This is a genomic window from Candidatus Peregrinibacteria bacterium, assembly GCA_016699145.1.
Classification (GTDB): Bacteria; Patescibacteriota; Gracilibacteria; order UBA1369; family 2-02-FULL-48-14.
Map to the genome: position 1 here is coordinate 1,280,441 of CP064962.1, position 19,480 is coordinate 1,299,920.

Annotated in this window: 19 protein-coding genes, 1 tRNA gene and 1 pseudogene; 10 read left to right on the plus strand and 11 right to left on the minus strand. The window is 46.5% G+C overall.

Annotation, left to right across the window (positions count from 1 at the left end; genetic code table 11):
• Window positions 1–54: 54 nt before the first annotated feature.
• The 6 genes from IPG41_06985 to IPG41_07010 form a co-directional block, all read right to left on the minus strand.
• Window positions 55–771, minus strand: coding sequence for a hypothetical protein (locus IPG41_06985; protein QQR54891.1), 717 nt, complete (start codon window positions 769–771; stop codon window positions 55–57).
• A 44-nt stretch (window positions 772–815) separates the two neighbouring features.
• A complete protein-coding gene (locus IPG41_06990; GenBank protein ID QQR54892.1) occupies window positions 816–1,082 on the minus strand; it encodes a hypothetical protein in 267 nt (88 codons plus the stop codon).
• A 199-nt stretch (window positions 1,083–1,281) separates the two neighbouring features.
• On the minus strand, window positions 1,282–2,670 hold the full coding sequence (locus IPG41_06995) for a nucleotidyltransferase (protein ID QQR54893.1): 1,389 nt from the start codon (window positions 2,668–2,670) through the stop codon (window positions 1,282–1,284).
• Window positions 2,663–3,232 (minus strand): hypothetical protein, encoded by a 570-nt coding sequence (locus IPG41_07000; GenBank protein QQR54894.1) that lies wholly within the window; start codon window positions 3,230–3,232, stop codon window positions 2,663–2,665. Before IPG41_07000 ends, IPG41_06995 begins: the two co-directional genes overlap by 8 nt.
• Before the next feature lie 88 nt (window positions 3,233–3,320).
• Window positions 3,321–3,524 carry a hypothetical protein gene (locus IPG41_07005; protein ID QQR54895.1) on the minus strand — a complete coding sequence of 68 codons (204 nt, stop codon included), beginning with the start codon at window positions 3,522–3,524 and terminating at the stop codon, window positions 3,321–3,323.
• Between the two features lie 201 nt (window positions 3,525–3,725).
• A complete protein-coding gene (locus IPG41_07010) occupies window positions 3,726–4,913 on the minus strand; it encodes a hypothetical protein (GenBank protein QQR54896.1) in 1,188 nt (395 codons plus the stop codon).
• Between the two features lie 144 nt (window positions 4,914–5,057).
• Here IPG41_07010 and IPG41_07015 point away from each other — a divergent pair, with 144 nt between their 5' ends.
• From IPG41_07015 to IPG41_07050, 8 genes are all read left to right on the plus strand, one after another.
• Window positions 5,058–5,714, plus strand: a complete 657-nt coding sequence (locus IPG41_07015; protein ID QQR54897.1) for a DNA methylase — start codon at window positions 5,058–5,060, stop codon at window positions 5,712–5,714.
• Between the two features lie 92 nt (window positions 5,715–5,806).
• A complete protein-coding gene (locus IPG41_07020) occupies window positions 5,807–6,814 on the plus strand; it encodes a hypothetical protein (protein QQR54898.1) in 1,008 nt (335 codons plus the stop codon).
• A 145-nt stretch (window positions 6,815–6,959) separates the two neighbouring features.
• Complete coding sequence (locus IPG41_07025; GenBank protein QQR54899.1) at window positions 6,960–11,048, plus strand: S-layer homology domain-containing protein; 4,089 nt, start codon at window positions 6,960–6,962, stop codon at window positions 11,046–11,048.
• A gap of 80 nt (window positions 11,049–11,128) precedes the next feature.
• On the plus strand, window positions 11,129–12,259 hold the full coding sequence (locus tag IPG41_07030; protein ID QQR54900.1) for a hypothetical protein: 1,131 nt from the start codon (window positions 11,129–11,131) through the stop codon (window positions 12,257–12,259).
• On the plus strand, window positions 12,256–12,753 hold the full coding sequence (locus IPG41_07035; protein ID QQR54901.1) for a hypoxanthine phosphoribosyltransferase: 498 nt from the start codon (window positions 12,256–12,258) through the stop codon (window positions 12,751–12,753). Before IPG41_07030 ends, IPG41_07035 begins: the two co-directional genes overlap by 4 nt.
• Window positions 12,754–12,812: 59 nt before the next feature.
• Window positions 12,813–12,889: transfer RNA gene (locus IPG41_07040), tRNA-Ala, on the plus strand.
• An 8-nt stretch (window positions 12,890–12,897) separates the two neighbouring features.
• Window positions 12,898–13,857 carry a threonylcarbamoyl-AMP synthase gene (locus IPG41_07045; GenBank protein QQR54902.1) on the plus strand — a complete coding sequence of 320 codons (960 nt, stop codon included), beginning with the start codon at window positions 12,898–12,900 and terminating at the stop codon, window positions 13,855–13,857.
• A 32-nt stretch (window positions 13,858–13,889) separates the two neighbouring features.
• A complete protein-coding gene (locus IPG41_07050) occupies window positions 13,890–14,606 on the plus strand; it encodes a hypothetical protein (GenBank protein ID QQR54903.1) in 717 nt (238 codons plus the stop codon).
• On the opposite strand, the gene rpsT is transcribed toward IPG41_07050, so the two are convergent.
• Window positions 14,607–14,891 (minus strand): 30S ribosomal protein S20, encoded by a 285-nt coding sequence (gene rpsT, locus IPG41_07055; protein QQR54904.1) that lies wholly within the window; start codon window positions 14,889–14,891, stop codon window positions 14,607–14,609.
• 79 nt (window positions 14,892–14,970) lie between these two features.
• Here rpsT and maf point away from each other — a divergent pair, with 79 nt between their 5' ends.
• Both maf and IPG41_07065 read left to right on the plus strand, forming a co-directional pair.
• Complete coding sequence (gene maf / locus IPG41_07060) at window positions 14,971–15,555, plus strand: septum formation inhibitor Maf (protein ID QQR54905.1); 585 nt, start codon at window positions 14,971–14,973, stop codon at window positions 15,553–15,555.
• Between the two features lie 30 nt (window positions 15,556–15,585).
• A complete protein-coding gene (locus IPG41_07065; GenBank protein ID QQR54906.1) occupies window positions 15,586–16,050 on the plus strand; it encodes a YtxH domain-containing protein in 465 nt (154 codons plus the stop codon).
• A 41-nt stretch (window positions 16,051–16,091) separates the two neighbouring features.
• On the opposite strand, the pseudogene IPG41_07070 reads toward IPG41_07065, so the two are convergent.
• From IPG41_07070 to purF, 4 genes and pseudogenes are all read right to left on the minus strand, one after another.
• Window positions 16,092–16,404, minus strand: a pseudogene (locus tag IPG41_07070) (type II toxin-antitoxin system RelE/ParE family toxin).
• Complete coding sequence (locus tag IPG41_07075; protein ID QQR54907.1) at window positions 16,367–16,588, minus strand: hypothetical protein; 222 nt, start codon at window positions 16,586–16,588, stop codon at window positions 16,367–16,369. Before IPG41_07075 ends, IPG41_07070 begins: the two are co-directional and overlap by 38 nt.
• Window positions 16,589–16,643: 55 nt before the next feature.
• Window positions 16,644–17,966, minus strand: coding sequence for a phosphoribosylamine--glycine ligase (purD, locus tag IPG41_07080; GenBank protein ID QQR54908.1), 1,323 nt, complete (start codon window positions 17,964–17,966; stop codon window positions 16,644–16,646).
• A gap of 12 nt (window positions 17,967–17,978) precedes the next feature.
• A complete protein-coding gene (gene purF / locus IPG41_07085; protein QQR54909.1) occupies window positions 17,979–19,460 on the minus strand; it encodes an amidophosphoribosyltransferase in 1,482 nt (493 codons plus the stop codon).
• Window positions 19,461–19,480: the final 20 nt, after the last annotated feature.

A 19,480-nucleotide genomic window follows, 5' to 3' on the forward strand; every position in this document is an offset into this window, starting at 1 on the left:
GGTATCCATTTTTTAGTATGCCACAACGATGGTCGCTACAAAGACTCTATAGCTTTAGTTCGGTAAGTAAACCTTAAACTTTGTATTCTCAATCGGGAGTTTCTTTTTCGCCTCTTTCAGCAAATCATCGAACATTCGCCCCCACTTTTCGTAATGATTTCTTAAAAAATTATGCGTTACATAAATGTTGAGCGAGGGGATAGAGTTTGAAGGCAGTTCGCCACCCACAACAACGGCTGATGCAGCGAGGCAAAACATCTTAGGGTCATTCCCCGTACAACCAGGATTTAGCAATGCCATTAGGGAAGTGATTTGTGTAGAAAGGTTATCGGGAGTTTTCCACTTATGACCATCTTTAATAGGGTCGACGTAAGCTAAGTGTGCCGCGACTTTATCACGAAAGTCTCTTGTTCTTTGTTGGCCAATTCTCTGTAAGTCTAATCTATTTTCATCTTCTGCAATATCCGGGTCCACATAGAAACGTAACCGTGTGACAAGTTGCATATAACTTTTTTTAATCAACCCTTCCAATAGGCCTACCTGATTAGCATAAGCGAGAGTTCTTGTTGTATTCCTTACGAAGAATGCGTTGTCCTGCAGCGCTTCGTCAGCATCAGTGTAGCGAGCAGCATCCTCTAAGAACTCTTGATTAATCCACTCCAGCCCATCGATCAACTGCTCAATTGCCGTAACTTCATGGAAGTCTGGTAGCCGATCTATAAAACCCTCATTGTACTCTATGAGAATGGTGCCCTCCTTTATGAACTGCATAAAAAATTTAGAGCTTCGACAATAGAATCCTCTACGCGCAAAGTCTACAGATTTTTGATGCTGCTTGTGATCCAGTCTTGAACTTTATATGCGTAAGCGGTCGGGAGTTCCGCGGACCCAAGTTCTGCACCGGCCCCCATGACTTTAATGAACGATTTTGTAAAGGTGCTCTTAACAACACTCACCGTCTTCACTTCGCTCCTCGGGACACGGAACAGAACGGCACCTAGGAAGCTCCTAAATTCTAAATAGGTGTCGTCTAGCGTTAGCTTGCCGAGGACGCCGGAGAGGCCGATTTTGTACGTTTCCATGAGGGAAGGGGTTATGCGCAAAGAGGGTAGGCGGGCGTACCCCACATACCGTCGGTCACGAAGACCTGCGATAGCGGACCCAACCTACCCATGGCTACGCGCTATCGCGCTCATGGGCAAAGTGGGCCTTCGTGCAAAACGATATATGGGGTACGCGAAAACAGTACCTCATTCAGTAGAATATTTCAATCGCACCAATCTAAATGATCTTCACTGTTAGGGTGTCCATGGCTGCTACCCTCATATTCGTTTCATCTACTAAATAGCAGGTTACGAAGTGACTCCCCAGGTATTCCGTTGTTTCTGGATTGTTCCTTGTATGTCCTCTTGTGATTTCACCGCGAAGGGAATGAGCCGCTAAAGCCTGTTCGCCCGTGTTCCTGACTTTCCAGTAGAGCGTGTACCTTTCTTTGCTGTAACCCGTGCGTACCTCAAATGAGATCTTTCTTTTGTCCTTGCCACGGGTAAGGCCTTTCTGTAGTGGAAGAGACTCTGACAACCACCCTCCTGCGAAACCATCTTTCGGTTCTACCTTACCGTCGATCCTAAACTTGCTTTTGTCTCTGATTGTATTTGCATCAATGTGAAGAGAATAGGCCTCGATCATCTCTTCGCCGGCTATAAATCGATTCAGCAAATTCAAGACCTCGTCTGAAGATGACTCTGGCTTTATTGCATTTAACAGAACAAGACCACTCATCGCTCCGATCTTAATCACGCTTTTCTCTTCTGGCGTTAGGTCCGTTACGTACTCATCGGTGTGTCGTATTCCGTGCTCCGCTGTTTGTGCGCGGTCTAAGAAATAGGGCTCACGGAGGTAATCTTCTATGTGTATGAGCGCTGTCTTGATCGTAGTTGTAATGTTGAAACTTGGATTCCTATCCACAAGCTCTTTTACGATTTGCTCAATGTGAAAAGACTTTAGTTTGAACTCCACTCCGCCAAACTTTTCAGAACTTTTATAGGCTCGAGCCCATTTTTTTAATAACTTCGTCGCTTTCCGAAATACCTTAGAACGAGAATTTGTTATTTTAGCGGCCTCTCGGTAGCCCTTGGGATCTGTTTTGATCCAAACCATGACCTTGTCGGCGGGCATTTCAGCATAAAACTTTTCCCGTTTGCGTCTACTCATAAGCCCTACCTCTGGGATTTCGTAAAAGGGTTCATCAAATTCATTTCTTTCGGGAAGCTCCCGTGCGGGTACCACATCGATTGAAAAATCACCCTCTCTTTCAGGAAACTCTATTACTATCGAATGCGACTGCGCGCTGATTTCGACGGGCTCACTCAACTTTCTGTACTCGTCACGAAGGTTATCAGCCAAATCTTCTAGGACATTGTTCACGGAGATCTGTTCCGCAAGGAGAGCTTTTTTCAGCGTCTCCGGCATTACCCAGATCACGTCCAAGTCGTTCACAGGCTTTGTCGAAGTGAACCTAGCGTAAGACCCACTCTTAAAAGTACGTCCCTCGAGCATTGATTTTAACCGTTTATATTCAGCCTCTATGACATCGCGGTCTTCTTCGAGAGGAGTGCAGGAGGCATGTATAAATGATGATACAGTCGCTTCTAAATCAACTTCATTCATAACTCGTGGTGATCATGGATACGATTACGTCATTTAATAGCCTCCCTCGCATATTGGTGACCGTTACATTCCTTTTTCTATTGATCGCATCCCACATGGCATCCGGTATACGTTGTCCACCTTCCGTGGGGGCATATACAACTAAGGCGTCCTTGTCTCTCTGTTGGTCTAGAATGCGTTGGAAGTCTGCTGCTTGCCAATCCCTAAAGTCGACTACATAGAGTGTGCTTCCTTGGCCCCTCCCAATATCACCTGGATGAGTAATTTCTATGATGTTTTTTTCTTTAATCAAGGTCGTGTCAACCAACAAACTTTTGAGGCTCCCAATGTTTGCGTGACTGGCAAAAATAGAAATCTTACGCTTACCCATAGCGTTGCCGAATCTTATAAATGCTGGCTTAACGCCCTTGCACCACAGCACTGCCCTGTAGATCACTGTCACGATGACGATGGCGGTGCTCACGTATCCGAGAACGTTCAAGATTTGAAGTATGACATCCATTCCGTAAATGTTTTTAGGGGAGAGGCCACTCCGTTTCAATCCGAAGCAGTCTTCGCACATATACACGAAGTTCAGGTCTATGTCCACGCATAGCACACCTTTGGACTAGACTCCCGCTAGAGATCAATCCCACCCAAGCTATACTGTTTTACTCCTCTGTGAACTTCACCCAGCGGCCACTTATATCTGTAAAGCCCTCGGCGTTCTTAGCATTGAGTGGATCCGTGGTGTCGACGCGAGAGGCGGCCTGGACGACGCTGAACAGCGTGTGCCCGACTGTGACGCCCTTCTTCTTCCGGTTGGGCTGGAGCCTTCCAAATTTTGCTTGAACGTCGATAGGTTTCTGCGACATGGGGTAGCGGGGAAGTTTCCTCTAGTATAACGCATAATCGTTGTAGTGCGTTAGGTTTCTTTCGCGCCGCGTCGTGGCAATGGTTCTACAAATCGATGCCAGCTCCCTAGGCAGAGGGTGAAGTTGAAGTGCCTCCAAAAAAAGTGCAATATTAATGGCATTAGGCCCACCAAAAAAATTACAAAAAGTACGAAAAGTTTGCTAGATAATAGCCTTCGCCACACTCTTCTTTGTTTCATCACTACTAGAATAAAGGGGGAGAGAATCGAAAACTTCAGACGGTTTTTGACCTTTTGAAAGTTCCCTCTCAATCCATCGGCGCAGGCTTTCGTAAGACTCATATAAGTCATTAAAATCAGCATTGCGATTGGCATCGGAGACATGATAATTCACACCCCAGAGAGGTAGACTCTTGGTATACGTAGAAGCAAAGTAGGATAAGATGAATCCATCTGCAATATGGCCCAAAAGCGTCCGTAAGTCACGTAGAACTTGTCCTAACTTTTGTGAAAAACTTTCGCCCTCTCTTTTGGAAAATAAAGCTTGAATTGCAAAGTCTCTAGAACTTTTCTCGTCGTAGCCAAGTAGTAAACCCAGAGCATGCATGCGATTTGCATCCTCTCTCTCAAGTTCAGGGCTTGTTTGCTCTACGAAAAAGTTTACAACTTGTTCAGGCGGAGATTCTTCTGTGAATCCAAATGAAGCAAAAAGAGAAGCATGCTTACGAAGGCAGTTGCGAACAGTGACGGGATTGTAAAAAAGAAAAATTTGTTTTGCTTCCGTTAGGTAAGGGTCTTTGATTTCTTTAACAAAAAAATGATCAGGGTCTTTTGCCATAATTTTTCGCAACTGAGGCTCTAGCTCCTCTTGAGGTACATCAAGTCCACATGAATAAAATGCCACTGGTTTTAAGCCAGCTAATACGGGTGTGACAAAAGGGATCTCTCCACAAAGGGCTTCAGCTGCGAATCGATGCTCACTTGTAGCTTCTGGGGCCAAGTAAGGCCTTACATTTTCTCGTATCACAGCATCCTTTCTTTGGATTCGGTGGTCTCCTTTATAAGCTTTCCTTGGGACAAGCAAAACACTGTCTCCTTCGTGGCTCAATTCTGCGCAGTCTTCAATTTCTATTAACCCAGCAGAATATAAATTTTTTACACGCCATTTTATTAGAGGTTCATTTGAACCTGGGAGCGTATTATAACTTCCATCCAAATAGGGTAAAACCGCCCAAATAGCTTCTTGATCAAAGTCGATTACAAGAACGGGTGGATCTGAAGAAACAAGTTCACATTTGAGAGCTTGGGCTTGCCATCTTAAAACATCAAGAAGCTGGGTGAACTTAGGATTTTCTTTTTGTGTTATTGATTCTGTTGCGGTGTCGTTCATGAGTCATTAAATTCTTCTCTTAATTATACCAGTTATCTAAACTATTCTCAATCGAGTAACCACTAAAAAATAAGTCGAGGGACCAGTGTAACTAAAAAAGTGCAGAAAGTACAAAAAGTTGAGAAAGTTTGCTACAATCGCCTTATGAATTTTGATAAATCCTGGATTCAGCTTTCGTACGAATCTCCTCAAATTGAGGTTGATGATCAGACGAATGTTCAATTCCCCATTGAGCTCCCCAAATACTTCATCGAAAAATTAACGAAGCCAGGAGATACCGTCTTCGACCCTTTTGCAGGATTCGGCACGACTTTACTGGCTGCGCAAGAATTAGGACGCATTGGAGTGGGAGTGGAGTATGAAGAAAAACGTGCCGACCATGTTCAAACTCAAATTAAAGAGCCTTCACACGTAATTCATGGAGATTCACGCGAACTTGATAAAATGGATCTACCTCAATTTGACCTGTGTTTCACCTCTCCGCCGTACATGCGTTCTTTTGACGAAGAAAATCCGCTCAGCAACTACCACGAATCAGGCAACTACGAAAATTACCTCAAAGGCATCAACGAGATTTTTCAGCAAATAAAAGGACGGATGAAACCAGGTACCTACGTGCTTGTTGAAGCCGAAAACACCTACGAACCAGGAGTCCCTATGACTCCTCTAGTCTGGGATTTGGGGCGTGAACTTTCCAAAATCTTTTTTCTTGAGCGAGAAATGATCTGCTGTTTCAAAGAAGGTGACTTGAAAACGAGGAAGGTCAACCATAGTACGATCTTGGTTTTCAAGAATATTTAATACAAAAACGACCAGAAAATAAATCGAAGGAACAGTGTGACCAAAAAGTTCAGACGCTTGTTATTTGAGTGTGAAGCTAGCAAAATACAGGCATGAAAACGAAACGAGCGGTGATGCCAAGTAAACAAACTCTTGATCGAGTCGTAAGTGCTTCATCTACTGTCATTCGATACAATCGGCAGCATTTTCTTGCAAATGCTTTTGGCTCGTGCGAGCATGACTTTATGAAAAAACGAAATAGAATTATCTTATTGTTTTTGGGAGCACTAGTGCTAATTGGTTTTGGGCTGTTAGTCACAAATAAAATCACCATACAAAGGACTGTCGTCGAAAACTGTGGAACTATTCAAGAAGACGAATTTTATGATGACTGGCTTGGCTGTACGATTGATTTAGCTGTGGAAAAAGGGGATGCAAAGTATTGCCAATCTACTTCTATTTTCTCTCCTTTCCCTGGAATGTGCATGTCTGGTTTTGCTAAAAAAGCCACCTCTGCGGAGATGTGTGAAACCATTTTCAAGCCTCGCCAAAAGACAGATTGCTTAGAGCGTTTCCACGAAGAAGGAGATTTATTTATCAGAATTCATGAGCAAGATTCTGACTGGAATAGTGAATTACAGGTCGGAAAAATGGAAAATAAAGAAATTCACTGGCTAAACATGAGTGAAAAACCCAGTGAGCAGTCCATTTTAAGTGCAGAATTTGTGAATTTGGAAGGATTTGCTAATCCGTTCATTGAAGTCTACGGAAAAACTCATATGGGAAATGGAAATCTCTATTTATATGAAATTGAAGGAGACAATTTGATACGCCGCCTCAGCCTGCCCGCTTATGATATCCATCACGAATATGATTCAAGTGAAGAAAACGCGGAAAAGTATGGATATTCCATCTGTAGTGAGGTTTTTAAAAATGGGCAATTGAGTTCCAAGTATGAAGATGTGAACAACGATGGGATTTCAGATCTCACTTTGCAAGGCAGCATTGAGGTTTGGTGCGAAATTGATGCCAACGGTAAGACAGCAGAAATTTTAGTGAATTCAAGTGCAGTGGTTCAGCACTTTGTTTGGGATCCGATGAGCAAGATATTTTTGAATTAAATGAAGGGTAAAATTGGTAAACGAACTTAAAAACAAATCAAAAACCTGTCTGTCCCTCTTTAGAAATAGGAAACGAAAGGGGCTTTTGTAAAGTTCTCAATAGGAAAATCCACTGTTAAACTTCAAAGGTTGTTTTCGATAGTTCATGTATAGAACAGCCATTTTTATACTTTGCTTACTCGTTTTCTCGGCGGCTTTTTTTGCGTACACGCCAAAAGCATTGGCCGCCAACGGAGACCTCATCATCACGGTCACAGATCAATTGGGGAATCCTCTCACGGGCACCAGCGTAACCGTCAATTGCAACGGCTTAGCGCTTTCTTTGGCCGATGGCTTGGATGGAGATTTAACGGACAATGGAACCATTCGAATCCTTTCATTGACACTAGTGACTGCAAGTTGCTTGACGAATGGCGAAGCAATCACACAGTTGGATGTGTCTAAAGATGCTTATGTAACCACAGCCGCAAGCGGAGATTTAATATGGAATTCTGGATCGGAAAACAACAATTCAGTCGCTCTCAATTTTTCTCACAAAGTCACGGGTCAAACGGAATTGGGAGCTAGCCTCACAGGAGCGACCGTCACCGTAGGAGGAATCACTTGCATAGAAAATGCGGGCACTTATTACTGCCCTACGCCTCTTGCCAGTGACGGTGGAAGTAATGATGTCATCGTCACAAAAGATGGTTACGTCACACATTTGTCCAGCTCCACCAACCGTGCGACGAATGCAACAGCACAAGCAACCTACACTTCCAGCAACGCCTTCGCTTACAAAATCACCAGCATCACAACGGAGGTGTTTTCCACGAACATCACGGGAAGCGTCAGCACATTCACCGTAGGAGACAACAGTGGACAAGACAATTGCACCCTAAATGGAGGTTCGTGGTATTGCCCTGTTTTGCTAGCGAACAGCAATGCTGAGCCAAGCGGAACCGCTACCTTGGATGGTTACGTAAGTGAGGCCCTGGATTTGACCGGCAGTGACATACGAATAAGCAACACAGATGCACAAATTTCAACGACTTTAAGCGGAATAAAATATGCTCACAAAGTCACCGGCCAAACGGAACTTGGGGGAAGTATCACAGGGGCCACGGTCACAGTTGGAGGTACGAGCTGTGTAGAAAACAGCGGAGTTTACTATTGTCCAACTCCTTTGGCCAGCGACGGTGGAAGTAATGATGTCATCGTCACAAAAGATGGTTACGTTACACATTTGTCCAACTCCACCAACCGTGCAACGAACGCAACGGCACAAGCGACCTACACGTCCAGCAATTTATTCTCGCATAAAGTCACGGGTCAAACGGAATTGGGAGCTAGCCTCACAGGAGCGACCGTAACAGTGGGTGGAACCAGTTGCATGGAAAACAGTGGGGTTTACTATTGCGCGACAATATTGGCCAGTGACGGTGGGACCAACGACGTGATCATTACGAAAGATGGCTACGTGACCTACACCACGAATTCAACAAATCGCACAACAAATGCAACCGCTCAAGCGACCTACACATCCAGCAATTTATTCTCGCATAAAGTGGCCGGGCAGACGGAACTTGGGGGAAGCATCACAGGGGCAACTGTTACAGTTGGAGGAACGAGCTGCGCAGAAAACAGCGGAGTTTACTATTGTGCAACTCCTTTGGCCAGTGACGGTGGAAGCAACGACGTGATCATTACGAAAGATGGTTACGTGACCTACACCACGAATTCAACAAATCGCGCAACAAATGCAACCGCTCAAGCCACCTACACCTCCGGCAATTTATTCTCACATAAAGTCACCGGGCAGACGGAATTAGGAGGCAGCCTGACGGGAGCAACCGTCACGGTGGGCGGAACAAGCTGTACGGAAAGTTCTGGCACATACTACTGCGCTACTCTTCTAGCTAGCGATGGCGGAAGCAATGACGTCATCGTGACGAAAGACGGTTACGTAACTCAGTTAGCCAATTCCACCAACCGTGCAACGAACGCAACGGCACAAGCGACCTACACTTCCAGCAACGCCTTCGCCTACAAAATTACGAGCATCACAACAGAAGTCCTATCCACGAACATCACGGGAAGCATCGGCACATTCACCGTAGGAGACGGCAGTGGACAAGACAGCTGCACGCTGAATGGAGGTTCCTGGTACTGCCCCGTACTGCTCACGAATAGTAATTTGGAACCAACCGGAACCGCTACCTTGGATGGTTACGTAAGTGAGGCCCTGGATTTGACCGGCAGTGACATACGAATAAGCAACACAGATGCACAAATTTCAACGACTCTAGCTGGAATAAAATATGCTCACAAAGTCATCGGTCAAACGGAGCTGAATGGAAGCTTAACGACTGCGACAGTAACAGTCGGAGGGACGTCCTGCAGCGAATCGAGTGGAGTTTACTATTGCGCCACACCACTGGCTTCAGACGGCGGAGTCAGTGACGTAGTTGTTACTAAAGATGGTTATGTGACTTACACCGCCAATTCTACAAATCGTACAACAAATGCAACTGTACAAGCCACCTATACTTCTTCCAATCCATTCAGTTACAAAATCACTACAATAAGCACAGAAGCTCTTTCTGCCAATATCACAGCTAGCGCCATAAGTCTGACCGTTGGAGATGGAACAGGGCAGAGCACCTGCACACTGAACGGAGGCTCGTGGTACTGCCCCGTTCTTCTAGCCAACAGCGACGCAGAGCCAACCGGTACAGTCACTTTAGATGGCTATGTTTCAGAGGCCATAGACCTCACTGGAACTGGTACAAGAAGTGGAGGGACCGATGCCCAAATCAGCACTACAATAGCAGCTGTTAAATATGCTCATAAAGTCACGGGACAGACAGAACTCAGTGGAAGCTTAACGACTGCGACAGTAACAGTCGGAGGGACGTCCTGCAGCGAATCGAGTGGAGTTTACTATTGCGCCACACCACTGGCTTCAGATGGCGGAGTCAGTGACCTAATTGTGACCAAAGATGGCTATGTGACTTACACCGCTAACTCTACCAATCGTGCGACGAATTCAACCGCTCAGGCAACGTATACTTCCAGCAACGCCTTCGCCTACAAAATTACGAGCATCACAACAGAAGTCCTATCCACGAACATCACGGGAAGCATCAGCACATTCACTGCAGGAGACAGCAGTGGACAAGACAACTGCACCCTAAATGGAGGCTCATGGTACTGCCCCGTACTGCTCACGAATAGTAATTTGGAACCAACCGGAACCGCTACCTTGGATGGTTACGTAAGTGAGGCCCTGGATTTGACCGGCAGTGACATACGAATAAGCAACACAGATGCACAAATTTCAACGACTTTAAGCGGAATAAAATATGCTCACAAAGTCACCGGCCAGACGGAATTGGGGGGCGGCCTCACCGCAGCAACTGTAACGGTGGGAGGCACGACTTGCACAGAAAATTCTGGCACCTACTATTGCGCAACTCTCTTAGCGGACGACGGCGGTACAAACGACGTCATTGTCATAAAGGATGACTACCTTACTCACACCGAAAATTCGACCAATCGCAGCACAAATGCCACGGTCCAAGCCCTTTATGAAATCACTTTATATTCATCTGAAGAAGAACCCGAAGAAGAGCCCGAAGATGAACCCGAGGATGAACCCGAGGATGAACCCGAAGAACTTGAGCAAACCTCTCTCATTCAATTTCGATATTGCTACTTCGCCGATATCTCTTCTCATTGGGCAGAGCCCTACATTCTGGACTTGTGCGCGCGAAGCATAATGGACTCAAGTGAACCCTTTTTTAATCCCGATGAATTCATCACACGAGCTGAAATGGCTCAAATCACATGGATGAGTTTTGGCGATCCCACAGCCGAAATCACCCTAGCTTCAGAATTGAAAACTTTTGAAGATGTGGCTCCCAACGATTGGTTCAGTGACTATGTGAATGGAGCTCGAACCATGGGTGCAATAGAAGGATATGCCGATGGAACCTTCCGTCCCAACCAACCACTCAACCGAGCCGAATGCATGAAAATCGTACTTTCAGCTTTGTCCTTAAGTGGAGAAATTTCCGAAGTGCCTTTTTCAGATGTGGATCAATCCGCGTGGTACGCTCCTTATATCGACTGGGCTTATCAAAACAACATCATTGATGGGAAAAACGAAAATACTTTTGCTCCTCAAGATTTCATTACTCGTGCAGAAGTAACAAAAATAATCTCAAACATGCTCGATTATGCAAATCGTTAGCTGCTAAAGACCTTCTCAAAAAACTTGTGTTCTTTCTTGAAAATTGATAAAAAGAAGGTCAAGTTTTTACCTGTTCGTCCGTGTCTTTACTGGAACAATTCATCCAAACTCCGGCTCCTTTTTTCACCCTCAACGGGGATGGCTTACCCATGGGTGAGGCTGGCAATTATCGTAAAAAAATTCCAGATGAAGATTTCACAAAAAAGCATGATCCTCTCGTGCCCATCAAGGATGAACTTTTAACGCGACCCATGTATTTCAATCTGAAAATGACGGAGGAAGAATGCATGCATTTTCGCGTGCCAGCATTGGCTCATTGCATAAAATTTGATCGAGCTCTTCAAAAACTCGTTGCTTGGAAAATTCGTGTGTGCGATGCGTACCGTCCCATGGAAGTGCAACGCCAAGGTTTTTGCTGGGGAATGAGGGAGTTGCTCACACGCAGTGGAGAAGGGGCTTACGAACGATTTTTAATTCTTTTACAAGAAGCCGTTACTTGTGGAGTGGACAATGAAGACCGTCAATTTTTGGAAGATTATATTACGCTTGGGGAACAATTTTTTTCCTACGTTGAAGCCCAAGCTTTGCCAACTACAAAATTACCCGAAAGCGCTACGCCGCTCATCATTCACGCCGCTGGCAACTTTCAATTGGAGGGATTTGAACTCGATCCATTCGCCATAAACGAACACAATTCAGGGGGCATCGCCGACATCGAATTCATCGATCAAAAAACAGACAAAGTGGTGAACATGGGAGTGGCCGTAGACACGCCGGGCTACTGCAGTATTTTTGCTTATTTTGAAGACGAACCAGCGCCAATTTTTAAACACGTTCCGCGCTTCCCAAAACAGTTGTACAAGTTGGAAGCTCGCAAGGCTTACTATAAAAAAGAACTTGCCGAAAATGTCTACATTCGCAATCATTTGATTGCAGCAGGAAGGGACCCAGACTTGGCAATTAAAGACGCTAAGGTTTTCAAAAAACTTTGGGAAGAAATCCGAACTCATCGTCGAATTTTTTCACACCTTGCCTTCAGCATGGGCATAGTGGTGGAAGCTGCAGAAGCTTGGCATCTGCGTTTCAATGACGAAGCAGGAGGAGTCCGTTACAAGCGCACCGGGGAAGTTTCTGGAGCCGGTTCTTATGCCACTCACCTTGGAAAAACCCACTGCGCGTGGGGTTCCGCCAATCCCATTTATCACTCATGAAAAAACGTTATTCTGCTCAGCAAATTCATCAAAGAATTCACGAACTCGCGGAGCAAATTTCAAAAGACTACGAAGGTCAAGAGGTGCTCCTGCTGGGCGTGCTCAAAGGCGCAATGATTTTTCTTGCCCACCTCCTGGTGCAACTCAAAGGCGATTTTGAAATCAACACACTCACGGTGAGCAGCTACACAGGCACGAGCAGCACTGAACTCAAACTTCAATCCGAACCCACCTGCACTCTCAAAGGCCGTCGCATTTTACTGGTGGAAGACATCATCGACAGCGGAAAAACAGTTCATTTTATTAAAGAATACTTGCTGCAAAAAGGCGCAGCGGAAGTAGAAATCGTCACCTTGGTGGACAAAGAAACAAAGACCAATGTGCTGAGTCCCAAATACGTGGGCTTTCACTATGCCGAGCCCAACTTTCTTGTAGGCTTTGGCTTCGACCTGGATGAAAAACTCCGCAACTTGCCAGAAATCCACCAACTCTAAACACCCTGGTCTTTTTTGGATTTAGCCTCTATACTCCGTCCACGAAAGCTTTTTGACGTGGGCCCATAGCTCAGTTGGCTAGAGCGCTTCCATGGCATGGAAGAGGCCGTCGGTTCAAGTCCGATTGGGTCCACCAAATTTTTTATGAACGAAGACTTGAAAATTGCAGCTGAGCACATCCAAACTGGGAGTCTGGTGGCTTTCCCAACAGAAACGGTCTATGGATTGGGTGCCGATGCCTTCAACGAATCCGCCATTCAAAAAATTTACGAAGCCAAGGGGCGCCCCAGCAGCAATCCACTCATCGTGCACATCGCCGAATTGGCCGACCTCTCCAAACTCACAGACCAAGTAGGTGAGGAAGAACAAAAGCTCATCACGGCATTTTGGCCCGGCCCGCTCACCCTTGTTTTTCGAAAAAAACCCACCGTTTCAGCCCAAGTCACCGGCGGACTGAACACCGTCGCCGTGCGCATGCCCGCTCACCCTCTAGCCCTCGAACTCATCCAAGAAGCAGGCACACCCATCGCTGCTCCTTCCGCCAAGCTTTCCGGCAAGCCCAGTGCCACCCATCATGAGCATGTACGAACTTATTTTGGCAAAAAAGGTTTCACACTCGAAGGAGGAGCCACTCAGCACGGCCTCGAATCCACTGTTTTGCAAATGAAAGAAGGCCTCCCTCATATTTACCGCCTGGGTTCCATCACCCCCGAAGACATTGAACGAGTGCTGGGCGTAAAACCCATTTTAGAAACGCATTCCAAAAATTCACCAGGCACTCATTTCAAGCACTATGCCCCTGAGACACAGCTCGAAATTCTCGAACCTGAAGCCCTCTTAAAAGCCGCCACCTCAGCGGGTCCTCAAGTCGGAATTCTGGCCACCACGGAACTCCTTGTTCAGCTGCCCAAAGAGTTGCCGCATTACGACCTTGGCTCAGCCTCCGATCTCCTTACTGTAGGTTCTCATCTCTATTCCGGTCTCATCGCTCTCGACGCCCTACAGTTGAATAAAATTTTAGTTCAATCCTTCCCAGAAAAAGGCCTGGGCCTGGCTCTCATGGATAGACTCCGACGCGCCTCAGGCCAGAAGTGGCTTGCCTAAGCCAATAAAAGAGGTAAAATGAAAGCTTCCTTATGGAACCTCTCAAAAACAAAGCGCTGTTCCTCTTCATTGTCCTCATTGCTTTTGTGGATGGACTTCTAGTGGCCGATCATTTTTATCGCACGCAGCCCAGCCTCACCTCAGCCAGTGAACCGGTTCTTTTGGAAGACATTTTCGAGCCCAAAACCAGCGAACCACTCGCCGAACCCGAACCTCAAAAGTTGCCCTTCACCACTCAAGCACCCCTGGGCATGTGGGAGGAACCCTGGGCCGACTACGGTGAAGAAGCCTGTGTATGGATGGCCATGAAGTGGGCAAACGGAGAAGAATTCACTTCCATTTACAACACCGCAGATGAGCTGAACGCCATCGCAGCCTGGGAAGAACAAGCCTTTGGCAGCTCTAAACTCACAGACATTCCTCAAGTTTTACAGATTGTTGTGAACCATTTCGGTCACAGCAAAGCCTATCTTTCGGGGGACCTCACCGAAGAGGGGCTTCGTGCCTTCCTCAGCGACGGAGCAATCCTCATCCTTCCTGTGAATGGACAAATTTTACAGAACCCCAATTACAGTGATCCTGCACCAGAACATCACATGATTGTACTCTATGCGGCCACTGAAACGGGCTTTTTAGCCAACGATCCTGGCACCCGCCGTGGGGAAGGCGTAGAATACGACACGCAAAAAATCCTAGACAGCGTCCAGGATTTAGAAGGTGAACGAATCATGCTCGTGATCGAACGCTGACTATTTTTCAGCTTTCTTCTTCGCAACAACAGTGGCCACGCTGCGGGCAAGCAAAGATTTTCGTCGAGCCGCCGTATTTTTTTGAAGCACATTCTTCTTCGTTGCGAGGTCGATTTGCTTGTAAGCCGTGCTCATCATTTTTTCAGCTTCTGCCTTGTCGCCTGCTTTAACGGCATCCATAACAGAACGCATGGACTTACGAACGGCGGTGCGCACATTGTAATTGCGAGCTTGGCGAACCAAAGATTGTTTTGCACGCTTCTTAGCTGACTTGATGATAGGCATCTTTCCTTGAGATTTAAAAAATTGCCCGTAAAATATAGGGGCTAAACCTGATCTTGTCAAAGGAAAAAGCACTTTTCTTATGCTAAACCTGAAGTACCCCCTTATTTTGGCCTCTCAAAGCCCCCGTCGTAAGGAGCTTTTAAACCTTATAAATCTCTCTTTTGAAGTGGACATTCCACACGAATTTGAAGAATTCACTGCCGCCCAAATCCCAGATCCTCAAGAGCTGGTCAAAGCCAATGCCGCTGGCAAGGTTCAGGAGGTGAGGACTCGCCATCCCGCAGCCGTGATCTTAGGAGTGGACACCGTGGTCGCCCTCGATGGACAAATCCTCGGAAAGCCTGCAAACCCTGAAGAAGCAGTGAAAATGCTCCAAAAACTCCAAGGGAAAACACACACCGTTTGGACAGGGGTGCAACTTCTCGACACCACCACCGGCAAGAAACTCAGTTTCGAAGAACAAACAGAAGTGGATTTTCTCCCTATGAGCGACGAGGTCATCCGCGCTTACGTAAAAACAGGTGAGCCCATGGACAAGGCCGGTGCCTACGCCATTCAAGGTTTGGGTAGCGTTCACATTCGCGGAATTCGCGGTGATTTTTTCACGGTTGTAGGATTGCCTCTCGCCAAGGTTTACGCCGCCTTGCGTGAACTGCAAATCTGAACTAAACTGAAGCCATCTTAACTCCACGCAATGGAAAAAAAAGCAGGTAAAATTGCCCTCGGACTCGGGCTTTTAACAGGAGCCATCACGGGTCTTCTTTTCGCTCCCGATGAAGGGAAAAACATTCGTAAAAAAATCGCAAAAGGAGACACGAAGGGACTTTTGCAAGACCTCGAAAACATGGGGAATGAAATGAAAGAAATGGCTTCCCACCTTGCTAAAAATCCAAGCATCCACCATGCGCTTGAAAAAGGGAAAAATATGGCTGCCGAAGCTGCAAATCTGCGTCGTGAAGAGCTCGATGCCATGCTCAAAAAAGCCAACAAAAAGGCCGATGCCTTCAAAAAAACGGTCGCTACTTTTGTTAATGAGCAAAAAGCCATGCTGGAAGACAAAATGGACAAGACTCCCAAGGCTAAATCCAGCAAAAAATCTTCCAAAAAGGCCGTTGCTAAAAAGCCCAGTAAAAAAGGAGGAGCAAAGAAAAAGAAGTAGAGGCCACTCAAAAAAGACCAGAGTGAGTTTTAAAGGCCAAATCATCCTAAGCGTTTTGTCGTATTTTTATAAATCACAGAACGATGAGCAATCACAAGCACTTTTACAAAAAAATCTTCAATCCTAAAAATCACCCGATAATCTCCCACTCTCAGTTTTCGATACCCTTTCAAAGACTTCCTTAAAGGCTTGCCAAATTTTTCAGGCTCCACAGTGAGTTTTTTCTCAATAGCAGCTTTGATAACCCCTCGAATTTCCGAGGAAAGTTTAGGAATGTCCACCTGAGCCACTTCTTCAGCATACTGAACAAGAAAACTCATGCCCAAGCATCTTTATGAGATACAAAACGAGCATTTTTATAGTCTCTTTCAGCTGCAATTTTATCCCAAACAGCATCTTCATCCATCTCAAGGGCCAGTTGAATGAGATGGGCAGCTTTAGTGGAAGAAGGAACTCCATCACGACGAGCAATTTGTGTGAGAGCAGCCTCCACTTCATCCGGTAAACTCACCATGCGGCGTTTTTTTAAAGTGCTCATAGGTAAAAACAAAGACTCATTAAGTGTAACACTTGTGTTGCACTAAAAGCAAGCATCAGAGACTCTCCCTCAAACCTCGCATCATTTCCACCCTCTTTCCAATGAGCTCCGCCGTCCCCACATCGCGTCGATGAAACACGGGTCCCGTTACCGCTGCGCAGGCCGCCTCAGCCGCGCGTTCAGCCTCTGCTAAATTCGAGCCCATTCCCACCATCGCAATCGCACGCGAGCCCAGCAAATAGAGCCCATCTTCACGGGAGTCCACAGAGGCGTAATACATTTTCACCCCTTCCGGCATAGGGCCCAGCTCAATCCTCACATTCTTTATCGCCGCAGTAGGGTAGCCTTCAGGGCACAGATATTTCACCACCGTTGCTTTTTTTTCAAATTCCACAGTGAGCGAATCCAAAGTGCCTTCCAAAATCGCCTCACACACAGTCACAAAATCCGACTGAAGCAGCGGCAGCACATTCATCACCTCGGGGTCACCGAAACGCGCATTGTACTCAATGAGACGCACGCCGTCTTTCACCGCCATAAAGCCTCCGTACATGATGCCCTTAAATTCCGCACCGCACTCTTGCTTCAATGCCGCAGCCACCTTCACCGTGATCTCATGTGCTGCCGCTAAATCCGCTTCTGTCAAAAAGGGAAGGGAGCCATTCGCATCGCCATAAGTGCCCATTCCACCGGTGTTCGGACCCGTGTCCCCTTCGAAGGCGCGTTTGTGATCTTGCACCGCCGGCATGTCCACCACATGAGTGCCATCACAAAAACTCATGAGTGAAAACTCAACTCCCACAAATTTTTCTTCCACCACAACGCGTCCAAATTTTTCAATGGAAGCCTGAGCAAAAGCCACTCCCTCATCGAAAGTCTTCAAATGTTCACCGGACACCTGCACCCCTTTTCCACCCAAGAGACCATCGGCTTTCACCACATATTCACCGCCGAGTTCCGCCATCCACTCTTTGAGGCCCTCCACCGCAAAAAAAACTTTGTAACGAGGGTTGCCAAGGATGCCATATTTTTCCACTAAATCGCGCGTGAAGGATTTGGAACTTTCCAGGCGAGCCAAGCTTTTCAAAGGAGCCACACTGCGAATGCCGAGTTCTAAAAGCACATCGGCAGCGCCCGCACCAATGGGATCATCGGGACCCACGAAAGCAAAGTCCGGTTTGAAACTCATCGCAAAGGTTTTCAATGCTTCAAAATCCAGCAAACTGTCCGCAAGATGATACTCACTCGCAAGCTCTTTAATCCCTGGATTCACCGCCGTCGCAAACACGCCCAGTTCCACTTCTTGTGGGCTGCGCTTCAAAGTTTCTGCAATGCAATGTTCACGAGCCCCATTTCCAACAAGAAGGATTTTTTTCATGAGCAACGGAGTTTAAATCAAAGGCACTTGCGCTTCCATTTCCACTTGCGCACACGAACGACTTTCTTCCGCCGCACGCAACACTTCTTCCGTCACATCTGGAGTGGGGTATTTTCCATCGAAACACGCCATGCAAAAACGCTCAATTTTTGGATTTCCTTCACGCACCGCTTCTGCCAAATCTTCTAAATTTTGATAAAAAACCCGATCCGCTCCAATGGCCTTTGAAATTTCATCTTCAGTCAATTCATTGGCCACAAATTCTTTACGACTGGGCATATCCACTCCATACACACAAGGATTATGCAGAGGCGCTGCTGCAGAAGCAAAATAAACCTTTTTAGCCCCCATATCTCGAACCATTTGCACAATCTTTTTAGATGTGTTTCCACGCACAATGGAGTCATCCACCAGCAGCACATTCTTGCCCTCAATTTCGAGCCGAATCGGATTCAACTTTCGACGAATATTGCTTTGACGCATACTCTGTCCTGGCATAATAAAAGTGCGCCCCACATAACGATTTTTTACCAATCCTTCGCGGTACTTCACGCCCAGTTCATAGGCAAGAGGCACAGCGGAGTGACGAGAAGTGGAGGGCACCGGAATCACCACATCGATATCCATATTCGCAGCCTTGATTTTATGCGCCAATTTTTCACCCATGCGCAAACGTGCCTTGTACACCGAAATATCATCAATCATGCTGTCGGGACGGGCAAAATAAACATATTCAAAAATACACGGGGTATAGACAGGTTTTTCGGCACAAATTTTACTAGTCATTTGTCCTTTGGTGTCCACAAAAATGACTTCCCCCGGTTTCACGTCGCGAATCACATTAAAGCCGAGCACATCGAGCGCCACGCTTTCAGAAGCAAAGATGGTGTCGGTGTACAAATCATCCTGGCGCTGCCCCATAATGAGCGGACGAATGGCATTGGGGTCACGGAACGCCATCATGCCCCTGCCGGCGATCATCACAATGCAGGCATAGGCCCCCTTCACGCGTTTATAAACCTGTTCCATGGCCTTAAAGCACACCTCTGGCGTGAGCCCTGAAACGCCCAGTGCTTCAATTTCATGCGCTAAAATATTGAGCAAAACTTCCGAGTCCGACTCCGTATTGAGATGCCGATGATCGGTGTCCAAAACTTCGCGTTTGAGTTGAGCCGTGTTCGTCAAATTTCCATTGTGAATCAGCGCAAGTCCAAACGGTGCGTTCACATAAAAAGGCTGTGCCTCCGCAGGATTGTAAGTGCCAGCCGTGGGGTAACGCACATGGGCCATTCCCGTATTTCCACGCAATACCTCCATGTCCTTTTGCTTAAAAACCTCAGACGCAAGTCCGTCCGCTTTTTTCATGTGGATGTGATGTCCCTCCATCGTCACCATTCCCGCTGCATCTTGCCCGCGATGTTGAAGCATCATGAGTCCGTCGTAAAGTTCATTGGCGACAGGCTGATTGGAATGAATTCCGACGATTCCACACATAGGGGAGGCCCGTTGGGCTA